This window comes from Streptomyces sp. NPDC002788 (assembly GCF_053592115.1).
Map to the genome: position 1 here is coordinate 189601 of NZ_JBSFVB010000006.1, position 25309 is coordinate 214909.

At 69.6% G+C, this 25309-nt stretch carries 24 protein-coding genes and 2 pseudogenes; 12 read left to right on the forward strand and 14 right to left on the reverse strand.

The features are described from left to right. Window positions 1-118: 118 nt before the first annotated feature. Together ACWD1U_RS13870 and ACWD1U_RS13875 are read right to left on the reverse strand one after the other, a co-directional pair. Window positions 119-1027: a serine hydrolase gene (locus ACWD1U_RS13870; protein WP_451107291.1), complete on the reverse strand. Its 909-nt coding sequence runs from the start codon at window positions 1025-1027 to the stop codon at window positions 119-121. After that, window positions 1024-2010 carry a LysR family transcriptional regulator gene (locus ACWD1U_RS13875; protein ID WP_451107293.1) on the reverse strand — a complete coding sequence of 329 codons (987 nt, stop codon included), beginning with the start codon at window positions 2008-2010 and terminating at the stop codon, window positions 1024-1026. Before ACWD1U_RS13875 ends, ACWD1U_RS13870 begins: the two co-directional genes overlap by 4 nt. A gap of 151 nt (window positions 2011-2161) precedes the next feature. Here ACWD1U_RS13875 and ACWD1U_RS13880 point away from each other — a divergent pair, with 151 nt between their 5' ends. The 4 genes and pseudogenes from ACWD1U_RS13880 (at window position 2162) to ACWD1U_RS13895 (ending at window position 6555) form a co-directional block, all read left to right on the forward strand. Next, window positions 2162-3214: an MBL fold metallo-hydrolase gene (locus tag ACWD1U_RS13880; protein ID WP_451107294.1), complete on the forward strand. Its 1053-nt coding sequence runs from the start codon at window positions 2162-2164 to the stop codon at window positions 3212-3214. Window positions 3215-3591: 377 nt separating this feature from the next. Then, the gene (locus tag ACWD1U_RS13885; RefSeq protein ID WP_451107534.1) at window positions 3592-4152 is read left to right on the forward strand and encodes a hypothetical protein; all 561 of its coding nucleotides are present in this window, start codon (window positions 3592-3594) and stop codon (window positions 4150-4152) included. Window positions 4153-4653: 501 nt separating this feature from the next. Then, window positions 4654-5637, forward strand: a complete 984-nt coding sequence (locus ACWD1U_RS13890; RefSeq protein WP_451107296.1) for a D-alanyl-D-alanine carboxypeptidase family protein — start codon at window positions 4654-4656, stop codon at window positions 5635-5637. Between the two features lie 44 nt (window positions 5638-5681). Further along, window positions 5682-6555 (forward strand): annotated as a pseudogene (locus tag ACWD1U_RS13895) (IS5 family transposase). A 21-nt stretch (window positions 6556-6576) separates the two neighbouring features. Here ACWD1U_RS13895 and ACWD1U_RS13900 read toward each other — a convergent pair. Then, window positions 6577-7026 (reverse strand): nuclear transport factor 2 family protein, encoded by a 450-nt coding sequence (locus tag ACWD1U_RS13900; protein ID WP_451107297.1) that lies wholly within the window; start codon window positions 7024-7026, stop codon window positions 6577-6579. 274 nt (window positions 7027-7300) lie between these two features. Continuing rightward, window positions 7301-7576: a transposase gene (locus ACWD1U_RS13905; protein ID WP_451107299.1), complete on the reverse strand. Its 276-nt coding sequence runs from the start codon at window positions 7574-7576 to the stop codon at window positions 7301-7303. Between the two features lie 286 nt (window positions 7577-7862). Here ACWD1U_RS13905 and ACWD1U_RS13910 point away from each other — a divergent pair, with 286 nt between their 5' ends. Continuing rightward, window positions 7863-8462: a DinB family protein gene (locus tag ACWD1U_RS13910; protein WP_451107301.1), complete on the forward strand. Its 600-nt coding sequence runs from the start codon at window positions 7863-7865 to the stop codon at window positions 8460-8462. 212 nt (window positions 8463-8674) lie between these two features. Here ACWD1U_RS13910 and ACWD1U_RS13915 read toward each other — a convergent pair. Further along, window positions 8675-8866: pseudogene (locus ACWD1U_RS13915) on the reverse strand (IS701 family transposase); the annotation flags it as partial. A 132-nt stretch (window positions 8867-8998) separates the two neighbouring features. Here ACWD1U_RS13915 and ACWD1U_RS13920 point away from each other — a divergent pair. Beyond that, entirely contained in the window at window positions 8999-9667 is a 669-nt protein-coding gene (locus tag ACWD1U_RS13920; RefSeq protein WP_451107536.1) for a TetR family transcriptional regulator, read from the forward strand. A gap of 150 nt (window positions 9668-9817) precedes the next feature. Then, window positions 9818-10231, forward strand: coding sequence for a Zn-ribbon domain-containing OB-fold protein (locus tag ACWD1U_RS13925; RefSeq protein ID WP_451107302.1), 414 nt, complete (start codon window positions 9818-9820; stop codon window positions 10229-10231). Between the two features lie 7 nt (window positions 10232-10238). On the opposite strand, the gene ACWD1U_RS13930 is transcribed toward ACWD1U_RS13925, so the two are convergent. The 3 genes from ACWD1U_RS13930 to ACWD1U_RS13940 form a co-directional block, all read right to left on the reverse strand. Beyond that, window positions 10239-11576, reverse strand: coding sequence for a Gfo/Idh/MocA family protein (locus tag ACWD1U_RS13930; protein ID WP_451107303.1), 1338 nt, complete (start codon window positions 11574-11576; stop codon window positions 10239-10241). Between the two features lie 71 nt (window positions 11577-11647). Further along, window positions 11648-12028: a PPOX class F420-dependent oxidoreductase gene (locus tag ACWD1U_RS13935; protein ID WP_451107305.1), complete on the reverse strand. Its 381-nt coding sequence runs from the start codon at window positions 12026-12028 to the stop codon at window positions 11648-11650. Between the two features lie 44 nt (window positions 12029-12072). Beyond that, window positions 12073-13251, reverse strand: a complete 1179-nt coding sequence (locus tag ACWD1U_RS13940; RefSeq protein WP_451107306.1) for a MalY/PatB family protein — start codon at window positions 13249-13251, stop codon at window positions 12073-12075. A 276-nt stretch (window positions 13252-13527) separates the two neighbouring features. Here ACWD1U_RS13940 and ACWD1U_RS13945 point away from each other — a divergent pair, with 276 nt between their 5' ends. Beyond that, complete coding sequence (locus ACWD1U_RS13945) at window positions 13528-14880, forward strand: S1 family peptidase (RefSeq protein ID WP_451107308.1); 1353 nt, start codon at window positions 13528-13530, stop codon at window positions 14878-14880. Window positions 14881-15441: 561 nt separating this feature from the next. On the opposite strand, the gene ACWD1U_RS13950 is transcribed toward ACWD1U_RS13945, so the two are convergent. After that, window positions 15442-15627 (reverse strand): hypothetical protein, encoded by a 186-nt coding sequence (locus ACWD1U_RS13950; RefSeq protein WP_161361580.1) that lies wholly within the window; start codon window positions 15625-15627, stop codon window positions 15442-15444. Window positions 15628-15778: 151 nt separating this feature from the next. Next, window positions 15779-16939: an ROK family transcriptional regulator gene (locus tag ACWD1U_RS13955; RefSeq protein ID WP_451107310.1), complete on the reverse strand. Its 1161-nt coding sequence runs from the start codon at window positions 16937-16939 to the stop codon at window positions 15779-15781. Window positions 16940-17111: 172 nt separating this feature from the next. Here ACWD1U_RS13955 and ACWD1U_RS13960 point away from each other — a divergent pair, with 172 nt between their 5' ends. The 4 genes from ACWD1U_RS13960 to ACWD1U_RS13975 are packed head-to-tail and all read left to right on the forward strand — an operon-like array spanning window position 17112 to window position 21596. Further along, window positions 17112-18077: a carbohydrate ABC transporter permease gene (locus tag ACWD1U_RS13960; RefSeq protein ID WP_451107312.1), complete on the forward strand. Its 966-nt coding sequence runs from the start codon at window positions 17112-17114 to the stop codon at window positions 18075-18077. Window positions 18078-18095: 18 nt separating this feature from the next. Beyond that, window positions 18096-19013 carry a carbohydrate ABC transporter permease gene (locus tag ACWD1U_RS13965; RefSeq protein WP_451107314.1) on the forward strand — a complete coding sequence of 306 codons (918 nt, stop codon included), beginning with the start codon at window positions 18096-18098 and terminating at the stop codon, window positions 19011-19013. Between the two features lie 10 nt (window positions 19014-19023). Next, window positions 19024-20367, forward strand: a complete 1344-nt coding sequence (locus ACWD1U_RS13970; RefSeq protein WP_451107316.1) for an ABC transporter substrate-binding protein — start codon at window positions 19024-19026, stop codon at window positions 20365-20367. Between the two features lie 29 nt (window positions 20368-20396). Then, a complete protein-coding gene (locus tag ACWD1U_RS13975) occupies window positions 20397-21596 on the forward strand; it encodes a Gfo/Idh/MocA family protein (protein ID WP_451107317.1) in 1200 nt (399 codons plus the stop codon). A 37-nt stretch (window positions 21597-21633) separates the two neighbouring features. On the opposite strand, the gene ACWD1U_RS13980 is transcribed toward ACWD1U_RS13975, so the two are convergent. From ACWD1U_RS13980 to ACWD1U_RS13995, 4 genes are all read right to left on the reverse strand, one after another. After that, the gene (locus ACWD1U_RS13980) at window positions 21634-22329 is read right to left on the reverse strand and encodes a L,D-transpeptidase family protein (protein ID WP_451107318.1); all 696 of its coding nucleotides are present in this window, start codon (window positions 22327-22329) and stop codon (window positions 21634-21636) included. A gap of 185 nt (window positions 22330-22514) precedes the next feature. Beyond that, on the reverse strand, window positions 22515-23429 hold the full coding sequence (locus tag ACWD1U_RS13985; RefSeq protein ID WP_451107320.1) for an SDR family oxidoreductase: 915 nt from the start codon (window positions 23427-23429) through the stop codon (window positions 22515-22517). A gap of 90 nt (window positions 23430-23519) precedes the next feature. Beyond that, the gene (locus ACWD1U_RS13990) at window positions 23520-24149 is read right to left on the reverse strand and encodes an MBL fold metallo-hydrolase (protein ID WP_451107322.1); all 630 of its coding nucleotides are present in this window, start codon (window positions 24147-24149) and stop codon (window positions 23520-23522) included. Continuing rightward, entirely contained in the window at window positions 24149-25234 is a 1086-nt protein-coding gene (locus tag ACWD1U_RS13995) for an S-(hydroxymethyl)mycothiol dehydrogenase (protein ID WP_451107323.1), read from the reverse strand. The genes ACWD1U_RS13990 and ACWD1U_RS13995 overlap by 1 nt, the downstream gene beginning before the upstream one ends. Window positions 25235-25309: the final 75 nt, after the last annotated feature.

The window sequence follows — 25309 nt, forward strand, 5'->3', positions numbered from 1 at the left end:
CTGCTGCGTGCAGGCGAATCATTGGTCCGGGCGTGTTCTCCGTTGCTCGATCGGCCGCTTCGTCACCGCATCAACCTGCTCAGGAACGCCCACATCGGGAAGGGGGAAAGCGGAGGAGTCACTCTCTGCCTCGCAGGTGTTCGACGGCCGCGCGTGCCGTGGCACCGATGACCGCGTCGGCGCGGGGCAGCCGGCGGTCGGCTCGGGCGGCCTGGGTGAAGACGACGGCCGTGTACGCGCGGCCGTCGGCCAGCTCGACGACCCCGGCCTCGTGCCGCATGACGCCGAACGTCCCGGTCTTCCCGGATACCGCCACCTCGTCGTAGGGGAAGCCCGCCGAGAGCCGGTGTTGCCAGGGCTGGAGTCCCATCGTCCGGCGGATGAAGGCACAGTTGTCCGGGGAGGCGGCCTCGTTCGTCCAGATGGCGTGCAGCAGGCGAGCTATCTCCGTGGGGGTGGTGGAGGTCGCCCATGCGGGGTCGTAGACGCTGGGCGGCACCGCCCGGTCGTTGTCGGCGATCCGCGCCATCGCCGCGTCCAAGGACTCAGCGCCTGTCTCCGCCATCAGTCGGGCCAGGGTGCCCGCGGCACCGTCGTTGAGCTGGGTGCGAAAAAGGCCGAGGGCCTGGCAGGTGTCGTCGAATGCCGCTGCACCCACGTGGTGGAGTACCGCGTCGGCTGCCGCGTTGTCGGAGATGCTCATCATCATGACGACCAGGTCGCGCAGGGACATCGAGACCTCGTCGCTAAGTTGTGAGATGCCGGTGGGTCCGGGCAGCCGGTCCTGGGGCGGCAGGGTGACCCGTTGCCGGGGGTCGAGCACGCCGGCGTCCACCTGGCGGCAGTAGGCCACTGCGAGCGGCACCTTGTAGACCGAGCCCATCAGCACGGCCTCGTCGGCGTCGACCGTCACCGCCGCCGTGGGCCGGTGCAGTTCAGCCACATGGAGCCAGCCGCGCACCCCTGCGTCGTCGAACATCTCGCGCAGGGTCCGCTCGATGCCCCTGCCGGGGAGCGCCGCGCTCACCGGGCCTTCTCCCCACCCGGCTGGTGCACCGACGCCAGCACGCCGACCAGTGCTTCGGCCGCTTCGTCCGCGTGCGCGGCGGCGAGCCGCCGCGCGTCCCACACCACCCGCAGTCGCAGTGGAAGCGCCGGGTCGGTAGTCGGCCGCCGGGCGACGCCGTCGGCCGTGAGTGTCTCGTCGGCCGTGACGAGCACGGCCTGGCCAGCGGCAACGAGGGCCAGCCCGGCGCGTTCATCCGAGACCACTACCGTCTCCACCCCCCGCCCCCGACCCGCGAGCGTGTCCAGGAACAGGTCGTGCGCCGCGGGCGCTTCCGCGCGCGGCCGGACTGCGTGCGGCAAGAGCCGCCCCGCCCGCGCGCCGCCTGCACGCCGGTCCGGCTCGCTCGTGGCATCGTGCGGGTTGTGCGGCGAGGTCCCTCCGGCAGCAGCTCTGCCCTGTGAGGACCGCCCGGTCAGGGCGTCACCCGTGTCGTCCGGTGTCAGCAGCCACGTCGGCAGCAGAGTCACCGGGCCCGCGGCCAGACCATGGAGTACGGCGGGGTGGCGGACGACGGCCAGGTCGAGTCGTCCCGCGGAGACGTCCGTCAGTAGCGTGGCCGTCGGTGCTGTCACCACCGAGACCCGGCCCCGGACCCCGGCGCGCACGGGTGCGGCGGCGACGGACGCGCCGAGCCGGGGCGGCATTTCGGGCGGCAGGCCGAGCCGGAGACGCTGCCCGTCCGCCTCCTCCCGGGCACCTGTCTCCCGCAGTTCGGCCAGCGCGATGAGGGCCCGGCGAGCGTGCGGGAGCAGCAGTGCACCCTCCTCGGTGAGGGAGACCCCGCGCTCCCGGTCGAACAACCGCACCCCTAGCAGCGCCTCCAGGCGTCGCAGCCCCTGCGAGAGGGGCGGCTGGGTGATGCCCACGCGCTGTGCGGCGTCGCCGAAATGCCCTTCCTCCGCGATGGCGACGAAGATTTCCAGGTGCCGCTCCGTCAGCATGCGCCCCCCATGGTCTGCGGCGATACGCCGAACGAATCGGCACGCGGTCGAGAGTGTATTCGACACAGGGTGGTTGCCGAGGTTTGACTCAACTTCCCCAGGCCCGGGTCACGAGCAGCAGTTGAAGCCCCACGAGCGAAGGAGTATTGCCATGTCCTCACAGCAGCCCGCAGCCGCCCCGCGCCGTCCGAGCCGTCGCAGTGTGCTGCGGACGAGCGTGGCCGCCGGAACCATGGGAGGGTTCGCGACCACCGCAGCCGCAGCGCCCCGCGGCCGTTCCGTGCGAGACAGTGCCGACTGGGGGCGCAGCGGTGTCCGGCTGCGCTGGCTCGGTGTCGCGGGCTGGGAGCTGAGCTTCGACGGGCACCGGTTGCTGATCGACCCGTATCTCACCCGGCAGCCCTACAAGGGCCCGGACGGCAAAGGTGACATGACGCGGGAGCTCGAGGTGAACCACCGGATCATCGACTGGGTGTTGGGTGCACACCTGACCGGGACACCGGAATTCATCTTGCTGACCCACGGACACTGGGACCACCTCGCCGACGTGCCGTATCTCCTGGACCATCCGGCCTGGCGGGACAAGGAGATCAACGTCCTGGGCACCGAGACGCATCTGCACCTGCTGACCGCCATGGGCGTTCCTGGCAAGGGACGCAAGCACCGTCCGGTGGTGGTCTCAGGGGGCGAGGTGTTGCGCTACCCCCTCCAGTCGTCCGGCAAGCGCTCCCGCCCGCACTACACCGTCGAGGTGGTGCGCAGTCTGCACAGCCAGCTCGGCGGCTACGGCTTCGACCCGTACGGCACCTTGACCGCGCCCCCTTCCCGGCCCCGGACGCTGGGCGATCTGGTGGAGGGCGGCACGCTGGGCTACCAGGTGACGGTGGGCGACCGGCTGAGCGTGATGTTCCTGAGCGGTACTGCCAACTTTGCGGCCCGTGAAGTCTCCGGCGCCACGCCGGACGTCCTGGTGCTGGGCGCCAGCGGACACGCCGCCGTGCACAACTACTTCGAGCGCGCAATCAGTGCCCTGGGCCACCCCCGCGTCGTCGTACCGAGCCACCACGACGACCTGGTCACGGCGCTCGACGACCCCGCCCTGCACGACACGGTGAACCGCGGCGTGGTCGACCAGCTCCAGCAGGTGGTCGGGACCGGCGGCCGCGTCGTGGACCCCCGCCACCTGGACCCGTTCGAACTCTGAGGCCCCGGCCACTCGGGCGCCCGCTACCGCAGCAGGCCCACGCCCAGACCCAGGCGAAGGACACCGAGCAGCACCATCCTTGGTGGTGATCACTTGGCGCCGAAAGAGCTCGAAGTGGCGTACACCAGCCCGGGACTTACCGGCGTATGCGCGGCTTTTTCCGGCCTGTGCCCGCCTGTGTCCCCGACGTGTGGAGTCGGCCTCGTTCCCGAGAACCTCCAGTCCTCCCGGAAAGAGCACGAGCGATGAACAAACTCCTGCGACGCACAGCCGTCTTATGCGGTGTCCAGGTGGTGCCCCTGCTGGCGCGGGCGACGTGGTTACAGTTCGTCCAGGGGGACGCGTTGGCCGACGACCCGCGCATTCGCCGGGTGCAGATGGCGGCCTTCGCCAAGCCGCGCGGTGACATCATCGTCGGCGGTACGCCGATCACTGCCTCCCGCGAGATCCCCGGTTCGGATTTGGCTTACCAGCGCGTCAACCGGGACCTTCCGATGTATGACCCGGTCACCGGTTATCTCCAGGCTCAGGGCGCCACATTCCTCGAGGGCGTCCACGGCGACCTGCTCATCGGCGAGGCCGTCAGGCTGACGAGCAACCCGCTGGACGAGCTGACCGGCAGGAAACCGCGCGGTGGTGACTGGTCACCGCCATCGACCCGATCTCCCGCTCGGAGATCGCGGCGGCCGACTGGGCGCCTCCATCGCCAAGTCCGTCATCCAGGCCGTACTGGGCCGCTGACTCGTACGCCTCACCACTGCGCCAGGACAGCATCCCGGTACTCCCCGGCCCCTGGCCGAGAAAGGACGAGCAGTGACGCGCAAATCTACGGACGCGCAGCCACCGGAGCAGACCTCGGACGAACCCGCGCCCGACGACGGATTTCGAGGGCCGCAGGAGCACACAGCCGAGGAGGCAGAGGCCGCCGAGGTTCATGAACCGGAAGCCGCCGACGCGGGCGAGCCAGAGGTCGCCGACCTTCCTGGGGCGGTACCGGACGACGCTGGGGAGTCGGAGCCCGCAGAGTGTCTTGAGTCGGAACCGGACGACACCCTTGAACCTGAAGCCGTCGACCCTCGGCAGCCGGAACCGCGCGGCGGCCAGCGGCTGGAGGAGGCCGTAGCGCAGGAGCCCGCGGAGGGCACCGCCGCCTCGGCAGCGGTGCGGGAAGCCGCGGCTCCGAGCCTTCCAAGGTCCCGCATCATGAGGACCGGGGCGGCGGTCGTGCTCGCGCTGGTCCTGGTGCTGGTCCAGACGGCGCGGCCGCTACCCGCCCCGGTACTGCGGCTGAATGCGGCGCACACCACCTACACGCTTGCTGGGCACTTCACGGTGCCGTGGCCGCAGGAGGGCCAAGCTGCCGTCAGGCTACCGGGCACGGGCACCGTCGGCACCTACGGGAACAGAAACCTGTGCCAACCGCCAGCGTCGCCAAGGTGATGACGGCCAACGTCCTCCTTCAGGAGCGTCCGCTGAGGAAGGACGGCAAGGGCCCAATGATCGAGGTCGACGCCAAGACGGTACAGGAGGGCAAATCCAAGCACGAGTCGCGCATCGAAGGGCTGACGGTAGGGCAGAGGTGCAGCCAGCTAGACATGCTGAAGATGTTGATGATTCCTTCGGGCAACAACATCGCCCGCCTGCTGGCCCGCTGGGTCACCGACAGCCGTACCGAGACCGCCTTCGTGCGGAAGATGAACGATGCCGCCCGGAAGCTGGGCAGGAAGGACACCACCTACACCGACCCCAGCGGTCTGGATGCCGGCACCGTGAGCACCGCCGTCGACCAGCTGAAGCTTGCGGAGGCTGTCATGAAGTTCGACGCCTTCCGCGCGGTCGTCGCGTTACCCGGTGCGGACGTGGACGGTCTCGGCGAACCTTTGATCAACAACATGGACAGGCCGCTGATGTCCGACCTGAGCATCAGAGGCATCAAGACCGGCTCCAATACACCGGCCGGCGGCACCTTGGTGTGGGCCGCCTACAAGACCGTTGGTGACAGGACCCCGCTGATTCTCGGCACGATGCTGGACCAGCATGCCGAGGGACCCGACCCGAACGGGGCCAACAGCCTCATCCTCGTCCAGGACAACAGCAAGAAGATCGTGCAGGCGGTCCGGGAGGCGCTCACTTCCGCCACGGCTGTCCGCAAGGGCCAGGCAGTTGGTCATCTCGATGACGGGCTCGGCGGGCACACCTCGCTGGTCGCAGCCGAGGATTTCATCGTCGTCGGGGCACCGGGTCAGCGTGTCGACATGAAGATCACGCCGTCGCCTACGGCGCTCCCGCACTCCGCGAAAGCCGGTACCAGGGTCGGGTTCCTGACCACGGGCAGCGGCTGGGGCGGGGAGAGGGCCCCGGTGACCCTGCGGAACAACCTCTCGAGGCCGTCTTTGCTGGCCAAGCTGGCGCGGTGGGAATAGGGTCTGTTACGAAAGTGGATCTTGGTCGTGGATGATCAAACTCTGTGGGACGTGGTGATCCGACGAATGGCCAGTGGGCCCGGCTGAAGCCGTTGTCGCCACAGGGCATCAAGCCGGGCCGTCCGCCGGTGTGGACGCGGCGGCAGCTGATAGACGGCATACGGTGGCGGACCCGGTCAGGTGCTCCCTGGCGCGATGCGCCGGAACGCTATGGGCCCTGGACCGGGCCTATGACCTGTTCCGCCGCTGGGCAGCGGGATGGCACCTGGGCCAGGATCGTCACCCACCTCCAGGCCGAGGCGGATGCGAAGGGCTTGATCACCTGGGACGTGAACGTCGACTCCACGGCCTGCCGGGCCCACCAGCACGCGGCCGGGGCGGCGAAAAGAGGGATCAGCAAAAGGAGCCGCCCGGCGGCATTGCCGTCGAGCCGGCCGACCACGGCCTCGGACGCTCCCGAGGCGGTCTGACGACCAAGATCCACCTTGCCGTCGAACAGGGGCAGAAGCCTCTGTCGGTGCTGATCACGGCCGGGCAGCGAGGCGACTCTCCGCAGTTCGAATCCGTCCTGGACGCGATCCGGGTGCCGCGGATCGGTCCTGGTCGGCCCCGTAAGCGACCGGCCGTGTGCGGGCCGACAAGGCGTACGACTCCCGCCGCAACCGGGGCTACCTGCGAAGACGCGGCATCAAGGCGACCATTCCGGTCCCGGCGGACCGAGTCCGCAACCGCCGGAAACTCGGCTCCCGAGGCGGTCGGCAGCCGAAGTTCGACAAGACCGAGTACCGCGAGCGCCACGCGGTCGAGTGCGGGATCAACCGCCTCAAGCGCCACCGGGCCGTGGCCACGAGATACGACAAACTTGCCGTCCGCTACGAGGCGACCGTGCTGGTGGCAGTCCTCAACGAGTGGCTGTGACAGTGGGTTTTGCCGTCGACCTCAGTCTGTCGGTGTCGGCACGGCGCAGGCATCGGCGATAGCCCGCGTGTCCCAGTAGAACGGACGGACCTCGGTGATCCGCCCGTCCTTGACCGTGATCGCTTGCAGAATGGGGAAGCTGAGTTCACGGCCGGTCGCGCGAGCGCGAGCACGGACCTGTGTGAGCACGACCGCAGTCTCACCGGTGGCCAGGAACTCCTGTTCCACCATCTCGAACGACTCCCACACCTCTCCCATCATGAGGAAGAACTGCGTCATGCCGTTGTGCCCGCGCCAAGTGCCTCCGTAGGGCAGGGCATCTGCTTGATGCAGCTCGACATCCGGCGCAAAGAAGGGGGCGAGGAGGTCGAACGACGCCTCGCCAGGGCCTCCCGCCGCCAGGTACTCCGCCTCAGCCGCATACATGCCGGTGAGAACTGTTGCCGACTCCGTAGCGGATGACATCGTCATGCCGCCAGCATGAGGACCACAGCAGAACCCTTGCTGGCGGCAATCAGACATCGTTGTGCTGCACGGTCGGCCCTTCCGCAACACGCCCTACCAGCTCGATTTTCAACCTGGGGTCTCGGAGGGTGCTCGGGTCTTCCCCCAAAGGCCGCGTTTGCGATCTTTGTAGATGGCGCTGTGACTTGGCGCTCAGCCGGGGGATGAGTCGGACAGTTGGCGGAACCGAGCGCATCAGTTGGCGGGCGAGCACGGCCTGCCACGCTTGCCTGCGGGTTCTTCAGAGATATCGGGGGATTCGCTCGACCGCGCCGTCATCGTGCCACGAGGTGAAGTACCAGTACACCGTCGGCCACGGCGCGAGGTCCTTCGGGAGCTGCCGCCAGGCGCATTCGGTCCGCACGACGGAGAAGATCGCGTCCACGATTTGCCGCCGCGGATGCTTCTCCCGGTGGCCGCTCCTGGGTCCCACCCTGGCTGGTGACAGCAATGGCTCTACCAGCGCCCACTGCCCGTCCGTCAGGTCCGACGTATACCCACCCCCAGCACCGCTCATGGCATGCGCAACGACGACTTCAGCAACGGGGCACGGCAGATCTCAAAGCGGTCTGAGCTGAGGGTGACGTGCTCCTCATGAGATCCGCGCCTTGAAATGCGATTGCCCGACCGAGCCGAGCCACTCGATCGAGACCCGCCGCAGCACTGGATAGCTCGGTGACTTTTGATGTCACTCCCGGCGGCGTGGGAGCTGAGGGGGCCCGGAGTCTTGGGTGAGAGCCAATCCGCCTCGGCGGGTCCTCGGTGGAGCACGGCTGTCAGTGGCGGGTGGAAGACTGCCCGGCATGATCGAACCGAACCCGAAAGCGAACCTTCTCCGATACCTGCAAGAAGGGCGTGACGCCCTGTTGTGGAAGCTCGATGGGCTCTCGGAATACGACATCCGTCGTCCCCTGACCCCGACGGGCACGAACCTGTTGGGGCTGGTCAAACATGTCGCCAGCGTGGAGCTGGGGTACTTCGGCGACACGTTCGGGCGGCCGTTCTTCGATGAGAAGCCGCCGTCCTGGTGGTATACGGAGGACGCGGAACCCAACTCGGACATGTGGGCCAGTGCAGACGAGAGCCGCGAAGACATCGTTGGGCTCTATCACCAGGCGTGGGAGCACTCCAACAGCACAATCGCGACGCTGCCGCTTGACGCGATCGGTCACGTCCCCTGGTGGCCGGAGGAACGGCGGGAGGTGACACTGCACCACATCCTGGTGCGCGTGATTTCCGATACTCAGCGGCACGCCGGCCACGCCGACATCGTGCGAGAGCTCATCGACGGATCTGTCGGGTATTTGCAGAGCAAGGACAACATGCCGCCAGGTGATCAAGCATGGTGGGAGGGCCACCGAAGCCGACTGGAGCGTGTGGCGCGGGAACTCGGTAACCGCTGACCTCACCTGCTGCCGGCGCCCCCGCTGGCCCCTCATCAGCCAGCGGCGGCCTGTTCAGCCAGGGCTTCGGTGTGGGCGAGTCGGAAGGACTCTGTGCCGGTCTGGATGATCGCTCCGGTTTTCGGTAGCGGCAGCGGCGGGCGATTTCTTGGCGGTGTCTTCTCCAGGCCGACCGGTTCAGTGCGTGGATGACGGTGTCGCGGTGGGCTCGTCCGTTGAAAGCCGTCCGGAGTACGGTGGCCCGCCCACTCCGCGAGTTGCCAGCCGTTCTTCCGTGCCGCCTGCCCCAGCAGACCACGGACATAGTCCCGCATCCGCCACCGCAGATCCGCCCGACCGAACCGGCCCGCCACCCGCACGAGCACCGACTCCAACTCACCAATCCAGCAATCGACTTCAGTCATCCCCTCCATACCAGGACAACGACAACCACCAGCTCAGGCACGAACAGCTGCTGGAGTGCTGAGAATCCTCCAGATGCTACGTTCCAGCCCATGAACTCCGAGAAAGCCGAGGCGGGGACCGGAAAGCCGCCCATGCGGGACGCGTTGGTGGCGGCGGCCTTCCAGTTGTTCCTCGAGCGGGGTTACGAGCAGACCACGGTCGACGACATCGTGGCGCTCGCCGGTGTCGGACGGCGCTCGTTCTTCCGCTACTTCCCGTCCAAAGAGGACGTGGTCTTCCCGGACCACGAGCGGTGCCTGGCCGACATGAGGGCCTTCCTCGCGGACGGCTCCAAGGGCGACGAACCGGTGGCGCGGGTCTGCGACGCGGCCCGGCTCGTGCTGCGGATGTACGCCGAGAACCCGACGTTCTCCGTGCAGCGCTACCGCCTCACCAAGCGGGTTCCGGGGCTGCGGGCCTACGAGCTGTCGGTGGTGTGGCGCTACGAACGGGCTCTCGCCGAGTACCTGCGCGGGCGCTTCGCGGCCCGCCCGGACGGGACCCTGCAGGCCGATGTGATCGCGGCGGCGGTGGTCGCCGCGCACAACAACGCGCTGCGCTCCTGGCTGCGTTCGGACGGGCAGGGCGAGGTGAGGGCCACGGTGGACCACGCGCTGGCGTACGTGCAGTCCGCGTTCGGCGGCGTCCCGGCGCCTCCGGCCGGCGACCGGCCCGACGACGTGGTGGTCGTCGTCTCGCGGCGCGGGGCGCCTCTGTGGCGGGTGATGCAGGAGATCGAGTCGGCGCTGGGGCGGACCTGAGGGTCCGCACATCGAGGGTACGGAGTGCCTTTACGGGTGGCACTGAGTGCCATACTCTGTGCTGCGTGCACGGTGGCACGGCGAGCCGGGCACACGTGTGCGCGGGCGCCCCCGCACACGGATTCCGGGCGAGTGCAGGGAGTTGACAGCGTGTACCACCACTCAGGAAGCGTCGCTCAGCAGACAGCCGCCTCCGCGACGGGTCTCCTCGCCCCCAGGGGCCAGGACACGGACGCCATCCTCTTCCAGCGCTGCGCCTGGTGCGGCACCGCCATGTACCACCGCCTGCTGTGTCCGGTCTGCCGGGGCAGCGAGCTGCGCACGGAGCGCGCCGAGGGCACGGGCACGGTCCGCCACTCCACGGTCGTGCACCGCAACACACCCGCGGCACGCAATGTCTCCCTGGTCGAGATGTCCGAGGGCTTCGTGGTGCGCGGCCGGGTGATGGGCCCGCCCATCGGCATCCACAGCGGGGACCGGGTGCGGCTGTCCACCGTCAAGGACCCGGTCCGGGGCGAGCCGGTCTTCCAGCTGCTGGACGAGCCGTTCCGGGCCTGGAGCTGACCTCCGCTCACCCGGGGAACAGCTCGCCTGTGCGCACGGGCCGTCCGGTTTCGAAGCTCCGGTTGGCCGCCAGGCCCACGGCCAGGGCCAGCGCTCCGTCGCGCTCGGTGGCCGTCGGGTGGGTAGCCGCCGCGAGGCCCGCGGGCCGGCCTGGCTCGGCGGGGCCGAACAGCGCGTCCAGCATGCGCGGGTCGCCGCCGCCGTGGGCCTCGTGGGCGACCGTGAGCGGCACGTCCACCGGGGGCTGCCACAGCGGACGCAGGGTGAGGCGGGCGCCACCCGCGTGCGCGGACGCCGTGTCGCCGTGCACCGCGCCGGCCGCCGAGGTGGTCCCGGTCAGGGCCGGCTGCCAGCGGCTCTCCTCGACCTCCAGCTCCAGCCGGCCCCCGCTGCCGTTGAACATCACCCGGTAGCCCTCCCACGGGGAGTAGGCGGTCAGGTGGTACGTCATCGTCGCGCCGCGCGCGTAGCGTACGAGGACGGACATGTCGTCCTCGATGGTGATGGGACCGTCGAAGACGTTCCGGTCGCGCAGGTAGCCGTCGTCCCGCTCGGCGTCGAGGTAGAGGGCGCGCAGGGTGTCGTCGGCCGCGAGGTCCAAGGCGAAGGGATCACCGGCGGCCCGGTCGGCTCCGTGGGCGCGCTCGTAGTCCCGGCGCAGTCCGTGCCGCTCCCCCGCCTCGCGGCCGTAGAAGCCGAGCCGCCCGTAGCCGAAGGCCTCCCGGGGCTCGTCGGCGAGCCACCAGTTGACCAGGTCGAAGTGGTGCGAGGACTTGTGCACCATCAGGCCGCCGCTGCTGCGCTTCTCGCGGTGCCAGCGGCGGAAGTAGTCGGCACCGTGCCGTACGTCGAGCAGCCACTCGAAGTGGACCGACAGCACCTCGCCGATCGCACCGTCGGCGAGCAGGGCGCGGACCTTCTCGTGAACGGGGTTGAAGCGGTAGTTGAAGGCGACGGTCAGGGAGTTGCCGGTCTCCCGGACGGTGTCCAGGATGCGGGCGCAGCGCTCGGCGTCGACGGTCATCGGCTTCTCGGTGACGACCCGGCAGCCCGCCTTCAGGGCCGGGACGATGTAGCGGTCGTGCTCGGCGTCGACGGTGGTGACGACGACCTCGTCGATCCCCTCCTCCGCGAGCAGGTCGGGGAAGCGTTCGGGCTCCCAGGTGGTGGCGGCCGGTGCGCCGGTCTCGGCCAGCAGGCGGTTGTGGAAGGCCATCCGGGTCGGGCTGGGGTCGCACAGCGCCGCCACGAGATGTCCGGGGCGTTCGGCGAGGCCGCGGGTGAACAACCGGGCCCGGTGGCCGGTGCCGACGACGGCTGCGCGCAGGGCGGGATCTCGGCTCATGGCAGGTGGCCTTTCCTGGAAACGGGATGTCCACGCCCCTGGAGCCGCAAGCGCTTGCTGAAGTCGTCGTCTCAGAGGGTCACGCGGATGCCCACGGTGCCGTCCGGACCCCGCCGCAGCCGACTGAAGAACAGCGTGAGCCGGCCCGTGAGCCCGTACTTGCGGGCGATGAGCTTCCGGTAACGGGCGGTGGTGGCCGCGTCGCAGATCTCCGCGGTGGCCGGGACCTGGTCGCCGGTGGGGTTGCCGCGCAGGTCGCAGGGGCCGACCAGGACGTCGGCGCGGTCGCGGATCCGCTTCACCTTCCAGGAGTCGGCGGGCGTCCAGACGCCGAGCGCGTCGCCGTCGCGCACCACCCATACGGGGGTGGCGACCGGCGTACCGTTCCTGCGGTAACTGGTGATCAGCAGGTACTTGCCCGCACCCGGATCGTCCAGCGCCCTGTCGTCCATGGCGGGCAGTGTACGAGCCTGACCCGCGCGGCGCGCAGCAGGGCTCAGGCCGACGCCGCCGCCATCCTGCGCACCGCCTCCCTGATCACCTCGGGTGAGGCCGCCAGGTTGAGGCGGGCGTGGCCGGCTCCGCCGGTGCCGAAGGGCGGACCGGAGGTGAGGGCGACGCGGCCGCGGCGCAGGAAGACCTCCGCCGGGTCGTCGCCGAGGCCGAGGGCGCGGCAGTCGAGCCAGGCGAGGTAGGTGGCGTCGCCCGGGCGGTAGCGGATCGCGGGCAGATGCTCGGCCAGCAGGTCGGCGAGCAGCCGCCGGTTGGTGTCGAGCCCGGCCAGCAGGGCGTCCAGCCAGGCGTCGCCGTCGCGCAGGGCGGCGGTGTGGGCGAGGATGCCGACGTGGCTCGGGCCGTGTCCGACCTCCTCGGGCATGCGGGCCAGGTCGGCGGCGGCTTCGGGCCCGGCGATGGAGAGGGCGGCCTTGAGCCCGGCGAGGTTCCACGCCTTCGAGGCCGACATCAGGGACAGGCCGCGCTCGGCGCCCGGCACGCTCAGGTACGGCACGAACCGCGCGTCGTCGACCACGAGCGGCGCGTGGATCTCGTCGGCGACGACCCGGACGCCGTACCGCTCGGCGAGCGCGGCGACGGCGGACAGTTCCTCGGCCGTGTGCACGGTGCCGGTCGGGTTGTGGGGGCTGCACAGCAGGTAGGCGGCCCGCCGCCCGTGCGCGGCGACCTGCCGGAAGGTCTCCTCGAGGACGCCGAGGTCGATGCGTCCCTCCGGTCCGAGCGGGGCCTGCACCACCCGTCGGTCCATGTGGGCGACGAAGTGGTGGAACGGCGGGTACACCGGCGGGTTCACGACCACCGCGTCCCCGTACCCGGTGACCAGCTTGAGCATCTCCACGACGCCCAGCATGACGTCGGGCACGATCGAGGTGCGCTCCACGGCGAGCCCGTCCCAGTTCCAGCGCTTGGCGGCGAAGGCGGCCAGTGCCTCGGCGTACGCGGTGCCGGCGGGGTAGCCGGTGTCACCGAGTTCCATCGCGCCGGTGACGGCACGAACGACGGGCTCGGCGAGCGGCACGTCCATCTCGGCCACCCACACCGGCAGCACGTCATCGGGGTAGGTACGCCACTTGATGCTCGTGCGGCGCTTGAGCGTTTCCAGCGTGAGGGCTTCCAGGGGATTCGGTTCACCGGACGTCTCGTGCGAGATCCTGGTCATGAGCAACACGATAGGGGGCTGTGCGGTGAACGGGTGTCCGGAGGACGGGTAGGGGCAGCGGACCCGTTCTGGGTCCCCGTGGTCGCGACCCACGGCACGGTGGGCGCGAGGTCGCCTCCGACGGGCTGAACGGGCCGGGGACCCGGCGCTCACCTCCCGAAGAGATCACCCGCGCGCTGAACGCGGCACGGCTCCGCCCCGTATGGAGGGAGGGCGCTCGACTCCGAGAGTGCCCGGCGGTGTTCGCACCGTGATGTTCGGGTTCGGGAGCCATGCATGAGGCACGCACGACGACGGGTCGTCCGGCGAGTGACACGGCTGGCGGCCGTCGGCGGACTCCTCCTCGGAGGAGCGATGGTCACGAGCGCCGTGGCGAGCGAGCCCCCCGGCCCGGCCATCGGCGTCCCGTACACCGCTCCGCCGGCCACCGGTGAGGGCACCGGCCTCGTGTCCCGGCTCGGCGCCTCCCGTACGGCGGGCAGTTGGGTCGACCCGGCCGGGCGGCCGGTCGTCGCGGTCACCGACGAGAGGGCGGCCGCCGAGGTGAAGCGCGCCGGCGCGCAGGCGAAGATGGTCCGCCACAGCATGAGCGACCTCAAGTCCGCCACGGCCGCGCTGCGTTCGGCACCCCGCGTGGCCGGGACGTCGTGGGCGCTGGACTACAAGAGCAACGAGGTGGTGGTACGGGGCGACAGCACCGTCTCCGCCTCCGACTGGGCCCGGCTGACCGAAGTCGCGGACGGTATCGGCGGTTTCGTGCGCATGGAGCGCACCGAGGGCACCTTCACGACGCGGATCAACGGCGCACAGCCGATCCTGTCGACGGCCGGGCGCTGTTCGGCAGGGTTCAACGTGACGGACGGGAAGAGCGACTTCATCCTCACAGCCGGGCACTGCGGGCCCGACGGTTCCGTCTGGTTCGCCGACGAGCGGGGCCGGGAACAGGTCGGCTCCTCGCTCAAGGGGAGCTTCCCGGGCGACGACTACTCCCTGGTGCAGTACGACAGCGGCCGCGCGGGCAAGGGCGCGGACATCGTGGCGGTGGGCGACGGCAAGGGTGTGCGCATCACGGGCGTGGCCGATCCGGAGGTCGGGCAGAAGATCTTCCGCAGCGGCAGCACCAGCGGGCTGCGCGAGGGAGAGGTGACCGCCCTCGACGTGACGGTCAACTACCCCGAGGGCACGGTCACCGGGCTCATCGAGACGAACGTGTGCGCCGAACCCGGTGACAGCGGCGGCCCGATGTTCGCCGACGGTGTCGCGCTCGGCGTGACGTCGGGCGGCAGCGGGGACTGCGCGGCGGGCGGTACGACGTTCTTCCAGCCGGTGACTAAGGCGCTGACCGAACTGGGGGTCAAGCTGATCGTGGCCAAGCAGGCCGGTGGCACCGGCGCCGCACCCGCGCCGTCGGCGCCGGCGTCGCAGGGTGCCGCCTCCCCCGGTTCGTCGGCGCCGGTGACGGGCGAGGATGTGTCGACGCTGCTGACCCGTCTCACCGACCCGCGCAACGTGGGGCCCGGCCTGCTGGTCATCGCGGGCAGCCTCGTCGCCCTGGTGGCGACCCGGTGGATCCGGGCGGAACAGGACCGCAAGGCGTATCGGCAGTACTACTCGGCGACTTGGGGATGACGCCCCGACGGGGTGTGCGCTCCTCGTCCGAGCGTGAGCAGCACCGTGGCGGCCGCCGCCCCCGGCAGCCCCGGCACTGAGGTCTGCTGACCCGCTCGTACAGGAAGGCGAGTCCGAGGATGACGGGCAGGGCGGGGTAGAGGGAGGCGAGGACGACGGCGACGGCCGGCAACTGCCGCGGCTCTGCGAGCAGATACGGCGCGAGGCCGAGGGCCGCGCCGGCCCGGGCGAGGACGGCCCGCAGGCCGCGGACCGGTGGCAGCCTCAGTCGGCGGGCTTGCCGTGCCGCGTCCGGCAGGAGGACGAGGGCAGCGGCGACCCGGCCACGCGGCGACGGGCCACAGTCACTACTGCACCGGCCTGGCGGAGGGCGAGCTACTGCACGGCGACGCCGGCACTGGCGGGACGCGTCAAGACGGCGGGCCGCCGGTGAAGTCGACGATGCCGTGGACGACGGCCGAGGAAAGGGCGAGAAGGGCCCCCGTCGGATCAGGGGTGCCCCGGGGCGAGGGGCCGATGCGTCAGGCGAGGGCCCGGTGTGTCAACGGAACCGGGCGACGGTCAGGCCGCCGGCGCCGGCTGCGGGGCCGCGGCGGCCCACTCCAGGACGAGCCGCTGGTACTCCTCGCGCTGCTCGACGCTCAGTGTCCCGCCCGACCGGCGCCACAGGGCCCGGATCTCCTCGTTGACCTCGTCAGCCGATCGCTCGGAAGAGGATTCAACAGTGGTGGACATGCTGTGAAGCATACGTCGCCTGAAGTGAAGGCGATGTGAGTAATCATGAGCTAAACGGTCATTTTAGACAGTGTTACTGATCACGTCCATCTCCCGGTAAACGTGAGGCTGTTCACATCATCCGCCTGCGAGTGCCCTTTTCCGGCCCCGAGTTCCCCACGCTTCACACTTCGGCCGATCCCAGCACCAGCACCTTGATGGCCAACACGGCCGCACCGCGGGCCCAGTCGTGGAAATCGGAGACCTTGGTCTCGAGGTCGACGGGTGCGGCAAGCGGGTGCCGGTGGTCGCGGACGGTCTCCTCGACCGTCTCGCCCGCCACGTCCATCAGCCCGACCCCCTCACCCGCGAGCAGGATCTTCTGCGGCATCACGAAGTTGGAGATCTGGGCGAGGAGCGTACCGAGGGCGCGTGCGGCCTCGTCGACGACCCGGGCGGGCATCGGGTCCCCCTCGGCGGCGAGCGCGAGGATCTCCTCGTAGGTCCGGTCTCGGCCGGTGGCGGCCTGGACCTGGTAGCGGATGCTGGGGATGGTCAACAGCGAGACCGCGCTGCCGCGCCGGCCGTCGGGCGTGAGCGGGCCGTTGCGGTCCACGATCCAGTGCCGGCCGAAGCCGCGGTCCTCCTCCGCGAAGGGCACCCGCTCACCGCCCAGGACGAGCCCGTAGCCGAGTCCTGCACCGATGGTGAGGACGACGAAGCGCTCCAGGCCGCGTCCGGCGCCGAACCAGGTCTCCGCCTCGACGAGGGCGGCGACGTCGTTCTCGACGAACACCGGCAGCCCGGTCCGCTCCCGGACGAGGTCGGCCAGCGGCACGTCCCGCCACAGCAGGAAGGGCGACTCGCCGACCACGGCACGGTCCTGTACGAAGCCACCCACCCCGATGCCGATGCCGGCGAGGCCGGGGTGGCCCGCGGCCAGCTCGGCGGTCATCGCGGCGAGCACGTCGGCGACCTCGGCGGGCTCGTGGGTGGTGAGCGGGCGGTCGTGGCGGGCGACGATGTGGCTGCGCAGGGTGGTGACGACGCCGTAGACCGAATCTTCGGTGATCTTGAAGCCGAGGAAGAAGCCGGAGTCGGCGACGACGTCCAGCGGCTGCGAGGGGCGGCCCTGGCGCGTCTCCGCCGGCCCGCCCGCCTCGACCACCTCCACGAGCAGGCCCGACTCGATCAGCGGCTTGGTCAGCCGCGTGACGCTCCCGGCCGACAGACCCAGCCTGCGGGCGAGATCGGTGCGCGACAGCGGGCCGTGCACGAGCACCTCGATCGCCACCGAGCGCTCTCCCGGGCTCAGCGGCAGCCAGCCGGCGGTGCCTTCGGTCATGAAGGTCCGACTCCCCTCACCCATTTATTTCGCTCCGAAACCAACATGACCACACTACGGCCGCGACGGCTCCTGCGAAAAGATGTTTGCCTGCCTCTTGACGTAGCAATTGTTTCGCGCCAAAAGTAAGTCCCGCCAGAGGACGAGCCGCCGCATGCGAGGGAGTCTCCCGATGACCATCGCCTCCAGCAGCCCTCCGTCGCGTCTGCCCGCGGGCGGCGCCACGAAGGAACGCAGCACAGCCAGCACACGCCGGACCGATGCGGGCGAGAACGGAGGGGACGGACGACTTGCCGCGGTCTTCATCGCGCCGGCGCTGCTCGGCTTCGTGGTCTTCCTGCTGTGGCCGACGCTGCGGGGCATCTATCTGAGCTTCACCCGCTACAACCTGCTGACCCCGGCGGAGTGGGTGGGCCTGGACAACTACGTCCGCATGGTCAACGACCCCATCTTCTGGGACTCCCTGAAGGTCACCGTCGAGTACGTCGTCATCAACATCGGCGTCCAGACGGTCGCGGCGCTCGCCATCGCTGTCCTGCTCCAGAGGCTGACGCAGTCGGCGGTGATGCGCGGCATCGTGCTCACGCCGTACCTGATGTCGAACGTCGTCGCCGGACTCGTCTGGCTCTGGATCCTCGACACGCAGCTCGGCATCGGCAACGAGATCATCACCGCCGTGGGCGCGGACCGCATCCCGTTCCTCGCCGACGAGACCTGGGCGATCCCGACCATCGCGCTCATCAACGTGTGGCGGCACGTCGGGTACACCGCCCTGCTGTTGTTCGCAGGACTCCAGGCGATCCCGAACGACATGTACGAGGCGGCCCGGGTGGACGGCGCGAGCGAGTGGCGGATGTTCTGGCGGATCACCATGCCGCTGCTGCGGCCGGTGCTCGCGGTCGTGCTGATCATGACGGTGATCGGGTCGTTCCAGGTGTTCGACACCGTGGCCGTGACCACCGCGGGCGGCCCCGCGAACGCCACCAACGTCCTCCAGTACTACATCTACGGCTCGGCCTTCGGCCGCTTCCAGTTCGGCTACGCCTCGGCGATGTCCGTCGCACTGCTGGTGGTGCTGAGCGCGATCACCGTCCTCCAGTACCGGCTCACCCGGGCCGGCCGGACCGACCTCGGCTGACGGAAGGGAGACACCGGCATGGCTGCCGTGACGACAACGACGACCGCGGGACCGGTGCGGCGCGGGTTCCCCTTCGGGCGGGTCGCCGCCTGGACCGCGATGGGCCTGATCGTGCTCATCACCCTGCTGCCGTTCTACTGGATCCTGCGCACCGCGCTCTCCACCAACGCGGGCCTGAGCGCCGACCCCACCAACCCCCTCCCGGTGGACCTCACCACCAGCGGCTTCGAACGGGCGCTGGGCCTGCAGTCGGCCGAGGAGGCGATCGCGCAGGGCGGCGCCGGCGGCGGGCTCGACTTCTGGCGGTACCTGCTCAACTCGGTGCTGGTCTCGACCCTGATCACCGGTTGTCAGATCTTCTTCTCCGCGATGGCCGCGTACGCCTTCTCACGGTTGCGCTGGCGCGGACGGGACAAGATGTTCGGCCTGTTCCTGGCCGGGATGATGGTGCCGGCCATCTTCACGCTGCTGCCGAACTTCGTGCTCATCAAGCAACTGCACCTGGTGGACACGCTCCTCGGCATCGCACTGCCCACCATGTTCATGACCCCCTTCGCGGTGTTCTTTTTGCGGCAGTTCTTCATGAACATCCCGCGGGAGGTCGAGGAGGCCGCGCTGCTCGACGGTGCCGGGAAGGTCAAGATCTTCTTCCGGGTGGTGCTGCCGATGGCGTCCACGCCGCTCGTCACACTGGGCGTGCTGACGTACATCACCTCCTGGAACGACTACTTCTGGCCGCTGATGGTGTCCTACAGCGACAGCTCCCGCGTGCTGACCGTGGCGCTGGCGATCTTCCGGGCGCAGACCCCGGCGACCGGCGTCGACTGGTCCGGGCTCATGGCGGCGACGCTCATCTCCGCACTGCCGATGCTGGTGCTGTTCGCCTGCTTCGCCCGCCGCATCGTCAGCTCCATCGGCTTCACCGGGATCAAGTAAGGGGACTGTGATGCGAATTCGTACGCTTGTGGCGGCGACCGGAGCGCTGGCGCTGTCCCTGGTCAGCGGATGCGCGCAGGGAGGCGCCGCCGGATCGTCCGCGAACACCGTCACCTACTGGCTGTGGGACGCCAACCAGCTGCCCGCCTACCAGGCCTGCGCGAAGGGGTTCGAGAGGGAGAACCCCGGACTGAAGGTGAGGATCACGCAGTTGGGCTGGTCCGACTACTGGACGAAACTCACCGCCGGATTCATCGCGGGCACCCAGCCGGACGTCTTCACCGACCACATCCAGAACTTCGGCCAGTTCGCCGACCTGAAGGTCCTCGAACCGCTCGACGACCTCGGCATCAAGGACTCCGACTACCAGCCGGGCCTCGCCGCCAACTGGATCGGCAAGGACGGCCACCGGTACGGCGCCCCCAAGGACTGGGACACCGTCGCGCTCTTCTACAACCAGAAGATGACGAAGGAGGCCGGCCTCACCGCCGAGCAGCTCAACAGCCTCTCCTGGAACCCGAAGGACGGCGGCACCTTCGAGAAGGCCATCGCCCACCTCACGATCGACAGGAACGGCAAGCGGGGCGACGAGCCGGGCTTCGACAAGAACAACGTGAAGGTGTACGGCCTGGCCACCAACGGCGGCGGCTTCGGCGACGGCCAGACCCAGTGGAGCAACTTCGCCGCCTCCGCCGGGTGGAGCTACCTGGACAAGCCGCGCTGGGGCACGAAGTACCAGTACGACAGCAAGACCTTCCAGTCGGTCATCAAGTGGTACTTCGGCCTGGCGAAGAAGGGCTACATGCCGCCGCTGTCCGACTACAACGTCCAGTCCAACCAGGCGAACACGCAGGTCGCGGCGGGCAAGGCCGCCACCGCGTTCGACGGGGCCTGGATGATCTCGTCGTACGCGGGCTTCAAGGGCCGGGACATCAAGACCGCCCTGACGCCGGTCGGCCCGACCGGCAAGCGCGCCACCATGATGAACGGCCTCGCCGACTCCGTCACCAAGGCCTCCAAGAACAAGGAGGGCGCCAAGAAGTGGGTGGCGTATCTGGCCTCGGACAAGTGCCAGAAGGTCGTCGGCGGTTACGGCGTCGTCTTCCCCGCGACGAAGGCCGGGACCGAGGCCGCCGTCGCCGCGTACCGGAAGAAGGGCATCGACGTCTCGGCGTTCACCCAACCCGTGGCCGACAAGAAGAACTTCCGGACGTTCTCGTACCCGATCGCCAGCTACTCGGCGGACATGACGGCGCTGATGTCGCCCGCGATGGAGGACATCTACGGCAACGGAAAGCCGGTCAGCAGCCTCGACGCGACCAACGAACAGATCAACCTGATCCTCTCGCAGTGATCCCCCGACCAGTGAAGGACACCCCTCACATGACGTTCTCCATCGGCATCGTCGGCGCCGGACAGTTCTCGGGACAGTTCGCCACGCTGTTCCAGGCCCATCCCGGCGTCAGCGACGTCTACGTCACCGATCTGCTGCCCGAGAGGGCCGAGCAACTCGCCGCAGCCCAAGGGCTGGCGGGCACCTTCCCGTCGTACCAGGCCATGCTGGAATCGGAGGACGTCGACGCCGTCGCGATCTTCACGCAGCGGTGGACGCACGGGCCGCTGGTGCTCCAGGGTCTGGGCGCCGGCAAGCACGTGTACTCCGCGGTCCCCATGGCGATCAGCACGGAGGAGATCGCGGCGATCATCGACGCGGTCAAGGCCACCGGGCTGACGTACATGATGGGCGAGACCAGCGAGTACAACCCGGCGACGGTCCACGCCCGCAACCAGATCGCCGAGGGCGCCTTCGGGCGGCTGTTCTACGCCGAGGGCGACTACGTCCACGACATGGACCTGGGGTTCTACGAGGCCTACCAGTACAGCGGCGGCGAGAACTGGAAGGCCACCGCCAGCTATCCCCCGCTGCTGTACCCGACGCACGCGGTCGGCGGGGTGCTGGGCGCCTGGAAGACCCACGCGGTCAGCGTGTCGGCGATCGGTGTCGTCGACGACCGGGGCGACGGGGTCTTCGACAAGGAGGTCAGCCAGTTCGGCAACGACTTCTCCAACGCCACCGCGCTGTTCGAGGTGGCGGGCGGCGGCTCGTTCCGTACGAACGAGTTCCGGCGGGTCGGCTACCCCTCGCACATACGGGAGTCGCGTTTCCGCTTCTTCGGCACCGAGGCCAGCATGGAGCAGCTCGCCACGGTCGCCCTCTGGCAGGACAAGAAGGGGGTGAAGGACATCAGCGAACTGCTGGAGCCCAAGCCCACCATGTCGCCCGACGACCCGTCGCTCCAGCACATCGCGCCGGAGCTGCGGGCGGCCTTCACCTCCGGGTCGGCTCCCGTGCACGACCGTGCGCGGCTGCCCAGGGAGTTCGACAACCTCCACAACGGCCACGAGGGCAGCCATCACTTCCTGGTGGACGACTTCGTGACCGCCGTCAACACGCGCACGCTGCCGTCGGTGAACGCGTGGGTGGCCGCCCGCTACACCCTGCCGGGCATCATCGCGCACGAGTCGGCGCGGCAGGGTGGGGTGCGGCTGGAGATCCCGGACTTCGGGGACGCGCCCCTGTAGGGGCCCGTAGGGGCTCTGCGCGAGCCGGGTGCCTGGATCAGGTGCCCGGCTTGCGGCCGTACACGAAGACGTCGTCGTTCTTCTTCAGCAGCGACCAGTACTTCTTGGCGTCGGTCTTGGTCATGTTGACGCAGCCGTGCGAGCCCGGCGGGTTCCACATGCTCACGCCGACCGAGTGGAAGGCCTGGCCGCCGTCGAAGAACTGGGCGTAGGGCATCGGCACGTCGTAGATGGACGAGACGTGGTCGATGTTGCGCCAGTAGATCTTCTTCAGGCCGGTGCGGGTCTCGTACCCGTTGCGGCCGGTGCGGACCGGGACGGGGCCGTGGACGAGCTTCTTGCCGTCCTGGATCCAGCTCAGCTGGAGGGTCAGGTTCACGCAGGCGATCCGGCCCTTGTTCACCGGGCACTTGCCGTCCTTGTTGGGGTTGTTCCCGACGGCCTTCTGCTTCTGCATCAGGTCCATCACTCCCCAGGTGACGGGCCCGGCGTAGCCGATGTTCGGGGAGATGCCGTGCTTGGTCTGGAAGGCGCGGATCGCCTTGCAGTCTGCGGCCGACTGCTTGCCGTCGACCGGACGGCCGAGGAAGTTCTCCACCTGCTTCTGGTACGGGCCGGTCTGCGTGGTGCAGCTCGCGGCGGCGGCCGGCGTGGCGCCGAGCGCGAGCGTGAGTGGCGCCACCAGGCCGGTGATCCCGAGTGCGACGGCACTCCGTCTGCCTACGTCCCCCATGGCTGGTCAGCCCTTTCGCGGAAGTGGGTCTGCGATGTCTGCAAGCTAGACGGGCGTACGGGGGTTCCGGTTGTACTGTCCGACGCGCTGGAACGGAACAGTGACAATTCCCACCGGAAGCGGATGGGCATATCCATCCATAACGTGCCGTCATGGACGTTCGAAATCCGTGAGGGTCGTCCGTGTCACCGGTACCCGGTGGTGTCCGCCGGTTTGTCCGCGTCCTGGACCTCGACGAGGTAGCGCCAGGCGTCCGGGCGGCTGCCGTCGAGGTCGGTGAAGCCGTAGATCTGGGCGAGGCCGCCGCTGGAGAGGGATCGGCCGTTCCAGCGCGTCACGTCCGGGTCGGTGGCGAGCGCGGCCACCGCCCTGCCCACGTAGCGCGGCGTCTCCGAGATGGCGAAGTGGGGGACGCGTTCCAGGGCGTCGCGCCAGTTCTCCTCGCGCACCTCGAAGGCGTCCAGCATGATCTCCGAACGCATCCAGCCCGGGGTGAGGGCGACGGCGGTGGCGCCGCGCGGGCCGAGTTCGTGGCCGAGGGCGAAGGCCATGCGCAGGACGGACGTCTTGGCGAGGTCGTAGAAGAAGCTGTTGCGGTAGTTCGCGCCGTTGTAGTCGGCAGTGCCGTCGGTGACCTCGACGACCAGGCCGCCGGGGTTGCGCAGCAGCAGGGGCAGGGCGTGGTGGCTGGTGACGGCGTGCGTCTCGACGGCGAGCCGGAGCAGGTGCAGGCCGTTGTCGAGGTCGTGCTCCCAGAGCGGGGTGTCCCACTCGAAGAGCTTCTCTCCGCCCCAGATGTCGTTGACGAGGACGTCGAGGCGGCCCTGCTCGTCCGCGATGCGGTCGACGAGGGCGCGGACCTGCGCCGGGTCGAGGTGGTCGGTGGGTACGGCGACGCCCCGCCCGCCGGCCTCGGTGACCAGGTCGGCGGTGTCCTCGATGGTCTCCGGACGGTCGTACTCCGAGCGGCCGGCGCGGGTGCTGCGGCCGGTGACGTAAACCGTGGCGCCGGCCGCGCCGAGTTCCACCGCGATCCCCCGTCCGGCGCCCCGGGTCGCCCCGGCGACCAGTGCGACCTTGCCCTGCAACGGAGCTGACATGTCCGGCCTCCCGTGTCCTCGACTGCTTGCCGCTCTCAGCGTGACGGGTAAGCCGGACATCTTCTGTCGCCTTTTCCGGGGGGCCCGCGGTCAGTGCCCCCGGGCGATCCACTCCTGCAGGTGCGGGGCCTCCGCGCCGATGGTGGTGGAGTCCCCGTGGCCGGTGCGGACCGTCGTCTCGGGCGGCAGGGTGAGCAGCCGGTAGCGGATCGAGTCGATGATCGTCGGGAAGTGCGAGAAGGACCGGCCGGTGGCGCCCGGGCCGCCCTGGAAGAGGGTGTCGCCGGTGAAGACGGTGCCGAGCCCCGGGTCGTACAGGCAGACCGCGCCGGGCGCGTGCCCAGGGGTGTGCAGGACCCGCAGGTCGGCGCCGCCGGCCTCGATGACCTGGCCGTCGACCAACCAGGCGTCGGGCTCGCGGTCCGGGTGGGTCCGCTGCCACAGCGGCAGGTCGTCGTGGTGCAGCCAGATGGTGGCGCCGGTGCGCTCGGCGAGGGCGGGGGCGGCGTCGATGTGGTCGTTGTGGGCGTGCGTGCACACGATCGCCGTCAGCCGACGGTCGCCTACGGCCTCGGCGATGGCGTCGGCGTCGTGGGCGGCGTCGATGACGATCGCCTCGTGGTCGTCGCCGACGATCCACACGTTGTTGTCGACGTCCCAGGCGCCGCCGTCGAGGCTGAACCGGCCGGAGGTGACGAGGTGTTCGACGCGGGCGGTCATCACAGCACCGCCACCGAGCGCAGCACGTCGCCGTGGTGCATCCGTTCGAACGCCTTCTCCACTTCGTCGAGCCGGATGGTCTCGGTGACGAACGCCCCGAGGTCCAGGCGCCCCTGCAGATGCAGATCGATCAGCATGGGGAAGTCGCGGGAGGGCAGGCAGTCGCCGTACCAGCTCGACTTCAGCGCTCCGCCGCGGCCGAAGACGTCGAGCAGGGGCAGTTCGAGCTTCATCTCCGGCGTGGGGACGCCCACCAGGACGACCGTGCCGGCGAGGTCGCGGGCGTAGAAGGCCTGCCGGTAGGTCTCCGGGCGGCCGACGGCCTCGATGACGACGTCGGCGCCGAAGCCGCCGGTGAGTTCGCGGATCGCCTCGACGGGGTCGGTCTCGCGCGAGTCGACGGTGTGGGTGGCCCCCATCGCCCGGGCGGTCTCCAGTTTGCGGTCGTCGATGTCGACGGCGATGATCGTCGCCGCTCCGGCCAGGTGCGATCCGGCGATGGCAGCGTCGCCGACCCCGCCGCAGCCGATGACGGCGACCGAGTCGCCCCGGCCGACGTTGCCGGTGTTGATCGCGGCACCGATGCCGGCCATCACACCGCAGCCCAGCAGTCCGGCCACCTGCGGGGTGACACCCGGGTCGACCTTGGTGCACTGCCCGGCCGCGACCAGGGTCTTCTCGGCGAAGGCGCCGATGCCGAGGGCCGGGGACAGCTCGGTGCCGTCGGTGAGGGTCATCTTCTGCCCGGCGTTGTGGGTGTCGAAGCAGTACCAGGGCCGCCCGCGCAGACACGCCCGGCACTTCCCGCACACAGCACGCCAGTTGAGGATCACGAAGTCACCGGGCTCGACGTCGGTGACACCGTCGCCGACCGCCTCGACCACGCCCGCGGCCTCATGGCCGAGCAGGAACGGGAAGTCGTCGTTGATGCCGCCCTGCTTGTAGTGCAGGTCGGTGTGGCACACCCCGCAGGCCTGGACGCGCACGACCGCCTCACCCGGGCCGGGGTCGGGCACCACGATGGTCTCGATCCGCACCGGCTCGTCCTTACCGGGGGCGATCACACCGCGTACTTCCTGCGCCATGGTGCTGACTCCTTCGTCGGCCGGGTCCGTTCCCTTCCGACCCTACGCGTGACTGATCGGCAAGGGGCGCGGATC

What these genes read in the sequence shown, in the direction of transcription:
- ACWD1U_RS13980 (WP_451107318.1), bottom strand. Translation starts at nt 22,329, where the DNA reads ATGGGGGACGTAGGCAGACGGAGTGCCGTCGCACTCGGGATCACCGGC.
- ACWD1U_RS13900 (WP_451107297.1), bottom strand. Translation starts at nt 7,026, where the DNA reads ATGACGATGTCATCCGCTACGGAGTCGGCAACAGTTCTCACCGGCATG.
- ACWD1U_RS13930 (WP_451107303.1), bottom strand. Translation starts at nt 11,576, where the DNA reads ATGAGCCGAGATCCCGCCCTGCGCGCAGCCGTCGTCGGCACCGGCCAC.
- ACWD1U_RS13880 (WP_451107294.1), top strand. Translation starts at nt 2,162, where the DNA reads ATGTCCTCACAGCAGCCCGCAGCCGCCCCGCGCCGTCCGAGCCGTCGC.
- ACWD1U_RS13975 (WP_451107317.1), top strand. Translation starts at nt 20,397, where the DNA reads ATGACGTTCTCCATCGGCATCGTCGGCGCCGGACAGTTCTCGGGACAG.
- ACWD1U_RS13890 (WP_451107296.1), top strand. Translation starts at nt 4,654, where the DNA reads ATGACGGCCAACGTCCTCCTTCAGGAGCGTCCGCTGAGGAAGGACGGC.
- ACWD1U_RS13985 (WP_451107320.1), bottom strand. Translation starts at nt 23,429, where the DNA reads ATGTCAGCTCCGTTGCAGGGCAAGGTCGCACTGGTCGCCGGGGCGACC.
- ACWD1U_RS13910 (WP_451107301.1), top strand. Translation starts at nt 7,863, where the DNA reads ATGATCGAACCGAACCCGAAAGCGAACCTTCTCCGATACCTGCAAGAA.
- ACWD1U_RS13885 (WP_451107534.1), top strand. Translation starts at nt 3,592, where the DNA reads ATGGCGGCCTTCGCCAAGCCGCGCGGTGACATCATCGTCGGCGGTACG.
- ACWD1U_RS13935 (WP_451107305.1), bottom strand. Translation starts at nt 12,028, where the DNA reads ATGGACGACAGGGCGCTGGACGATCCGGGTGCGGGCAAGTACCTGCTG.
- ACWD1U_RS13960 (WP_451107312.1), top strand. Translation starts at nt 17,112, where the DNA reads ATGACCATCGCCTCCAGCAGCCCTCCGTCGCGTCTGCCCGCGGGCGGC.
- ACWD1U_RS13945 (WP_451107308.1), top strand. Translation starts at nt 13,528, where the DNA reads ATGAGGCACGCACGACGACGGGTCGTCCGGCGAGTGACACGGCTGGCG.
- ACWD1U_RS13940 (WP_451107306.1), bottom strand. Translation starts at nt 13,251, where the DNA reads ATGACCAGGATCTCGCACGAGACGTCCGGTGAACCGAATCCCCTGGAA.
- ACWD1U_RS13995 (WP_451107323.1), bottom strand. Translation starts at nt 25,234, where the DNA reads ATGGCGCAGGAAGTACGCGGTGTGATCGCCCCCGGTAAGGACGAGCCG.
- ACWD1U_RS13875 (WP_451107293.1), bottom strand. Translation starts at nt 2,010, where the DNA reads ATGCTGACGGAGCGGCACCTGGAAATCTTCGTCGCCATCGCGGAGGAA.
- ACWD1U_RS13970 (WP_451107316.1), top strand. Translation starts at nt 19,024, where the DNA reads ATGCGAATTCGTACGCTTGTGGCGGCGACCGGAGCGCTGGCGCTGTCC.
- ACWD1U_RS13905 (WP_451107299.1), bottom strand. Translation starts at nt 7,576, where the DNA reads ATGAGCGGTGCTGGGGGTGGGTATACGTCGGACCTGACGGACGGGCAG.
- ACWD1U_RS13950 (WP_161361580.1), bottom strand. Translation starts at nt 15,627, where the DNA reads ATGCTTCACAGCATGTCCACCACTGTTGAATCCTCTTCCGAGCGATCG.
- ACWD1U_RS13990 (WP_451107322.1), bottom strand. Translation starts at nt 24,149, where the DNA reads ATGACCGCCCGCGTCGAACACCTCGTCACCTCCGGCCGGTTCAGCCTC.
- ACWD1U_RS13955 (WP_451107310.1), bottom strand. Translation starts at nt 16,939, where the DNA reads ATGACCGAAGGCACCGCCGGCTGGCTGCCGCTGAGCCCGGGAGAGCGC.
- ACWD1U_RS13965 (WP_451107314.1), top strand. Translation starts at nt 18,096, where the DNA reads ATGGCTGCCGTGACGACAACGACGACCGCGGGACCGGTGCGGCGCGGG.
- ACWD1U_RS13920 (WP_451107536.1), top strand. Translation starts at nt 8,999, where the DNA reads ATGCGGGACGCGTTGGTGGCGGCGGCCTTCCAGTTGTTCCTCGAGCGG.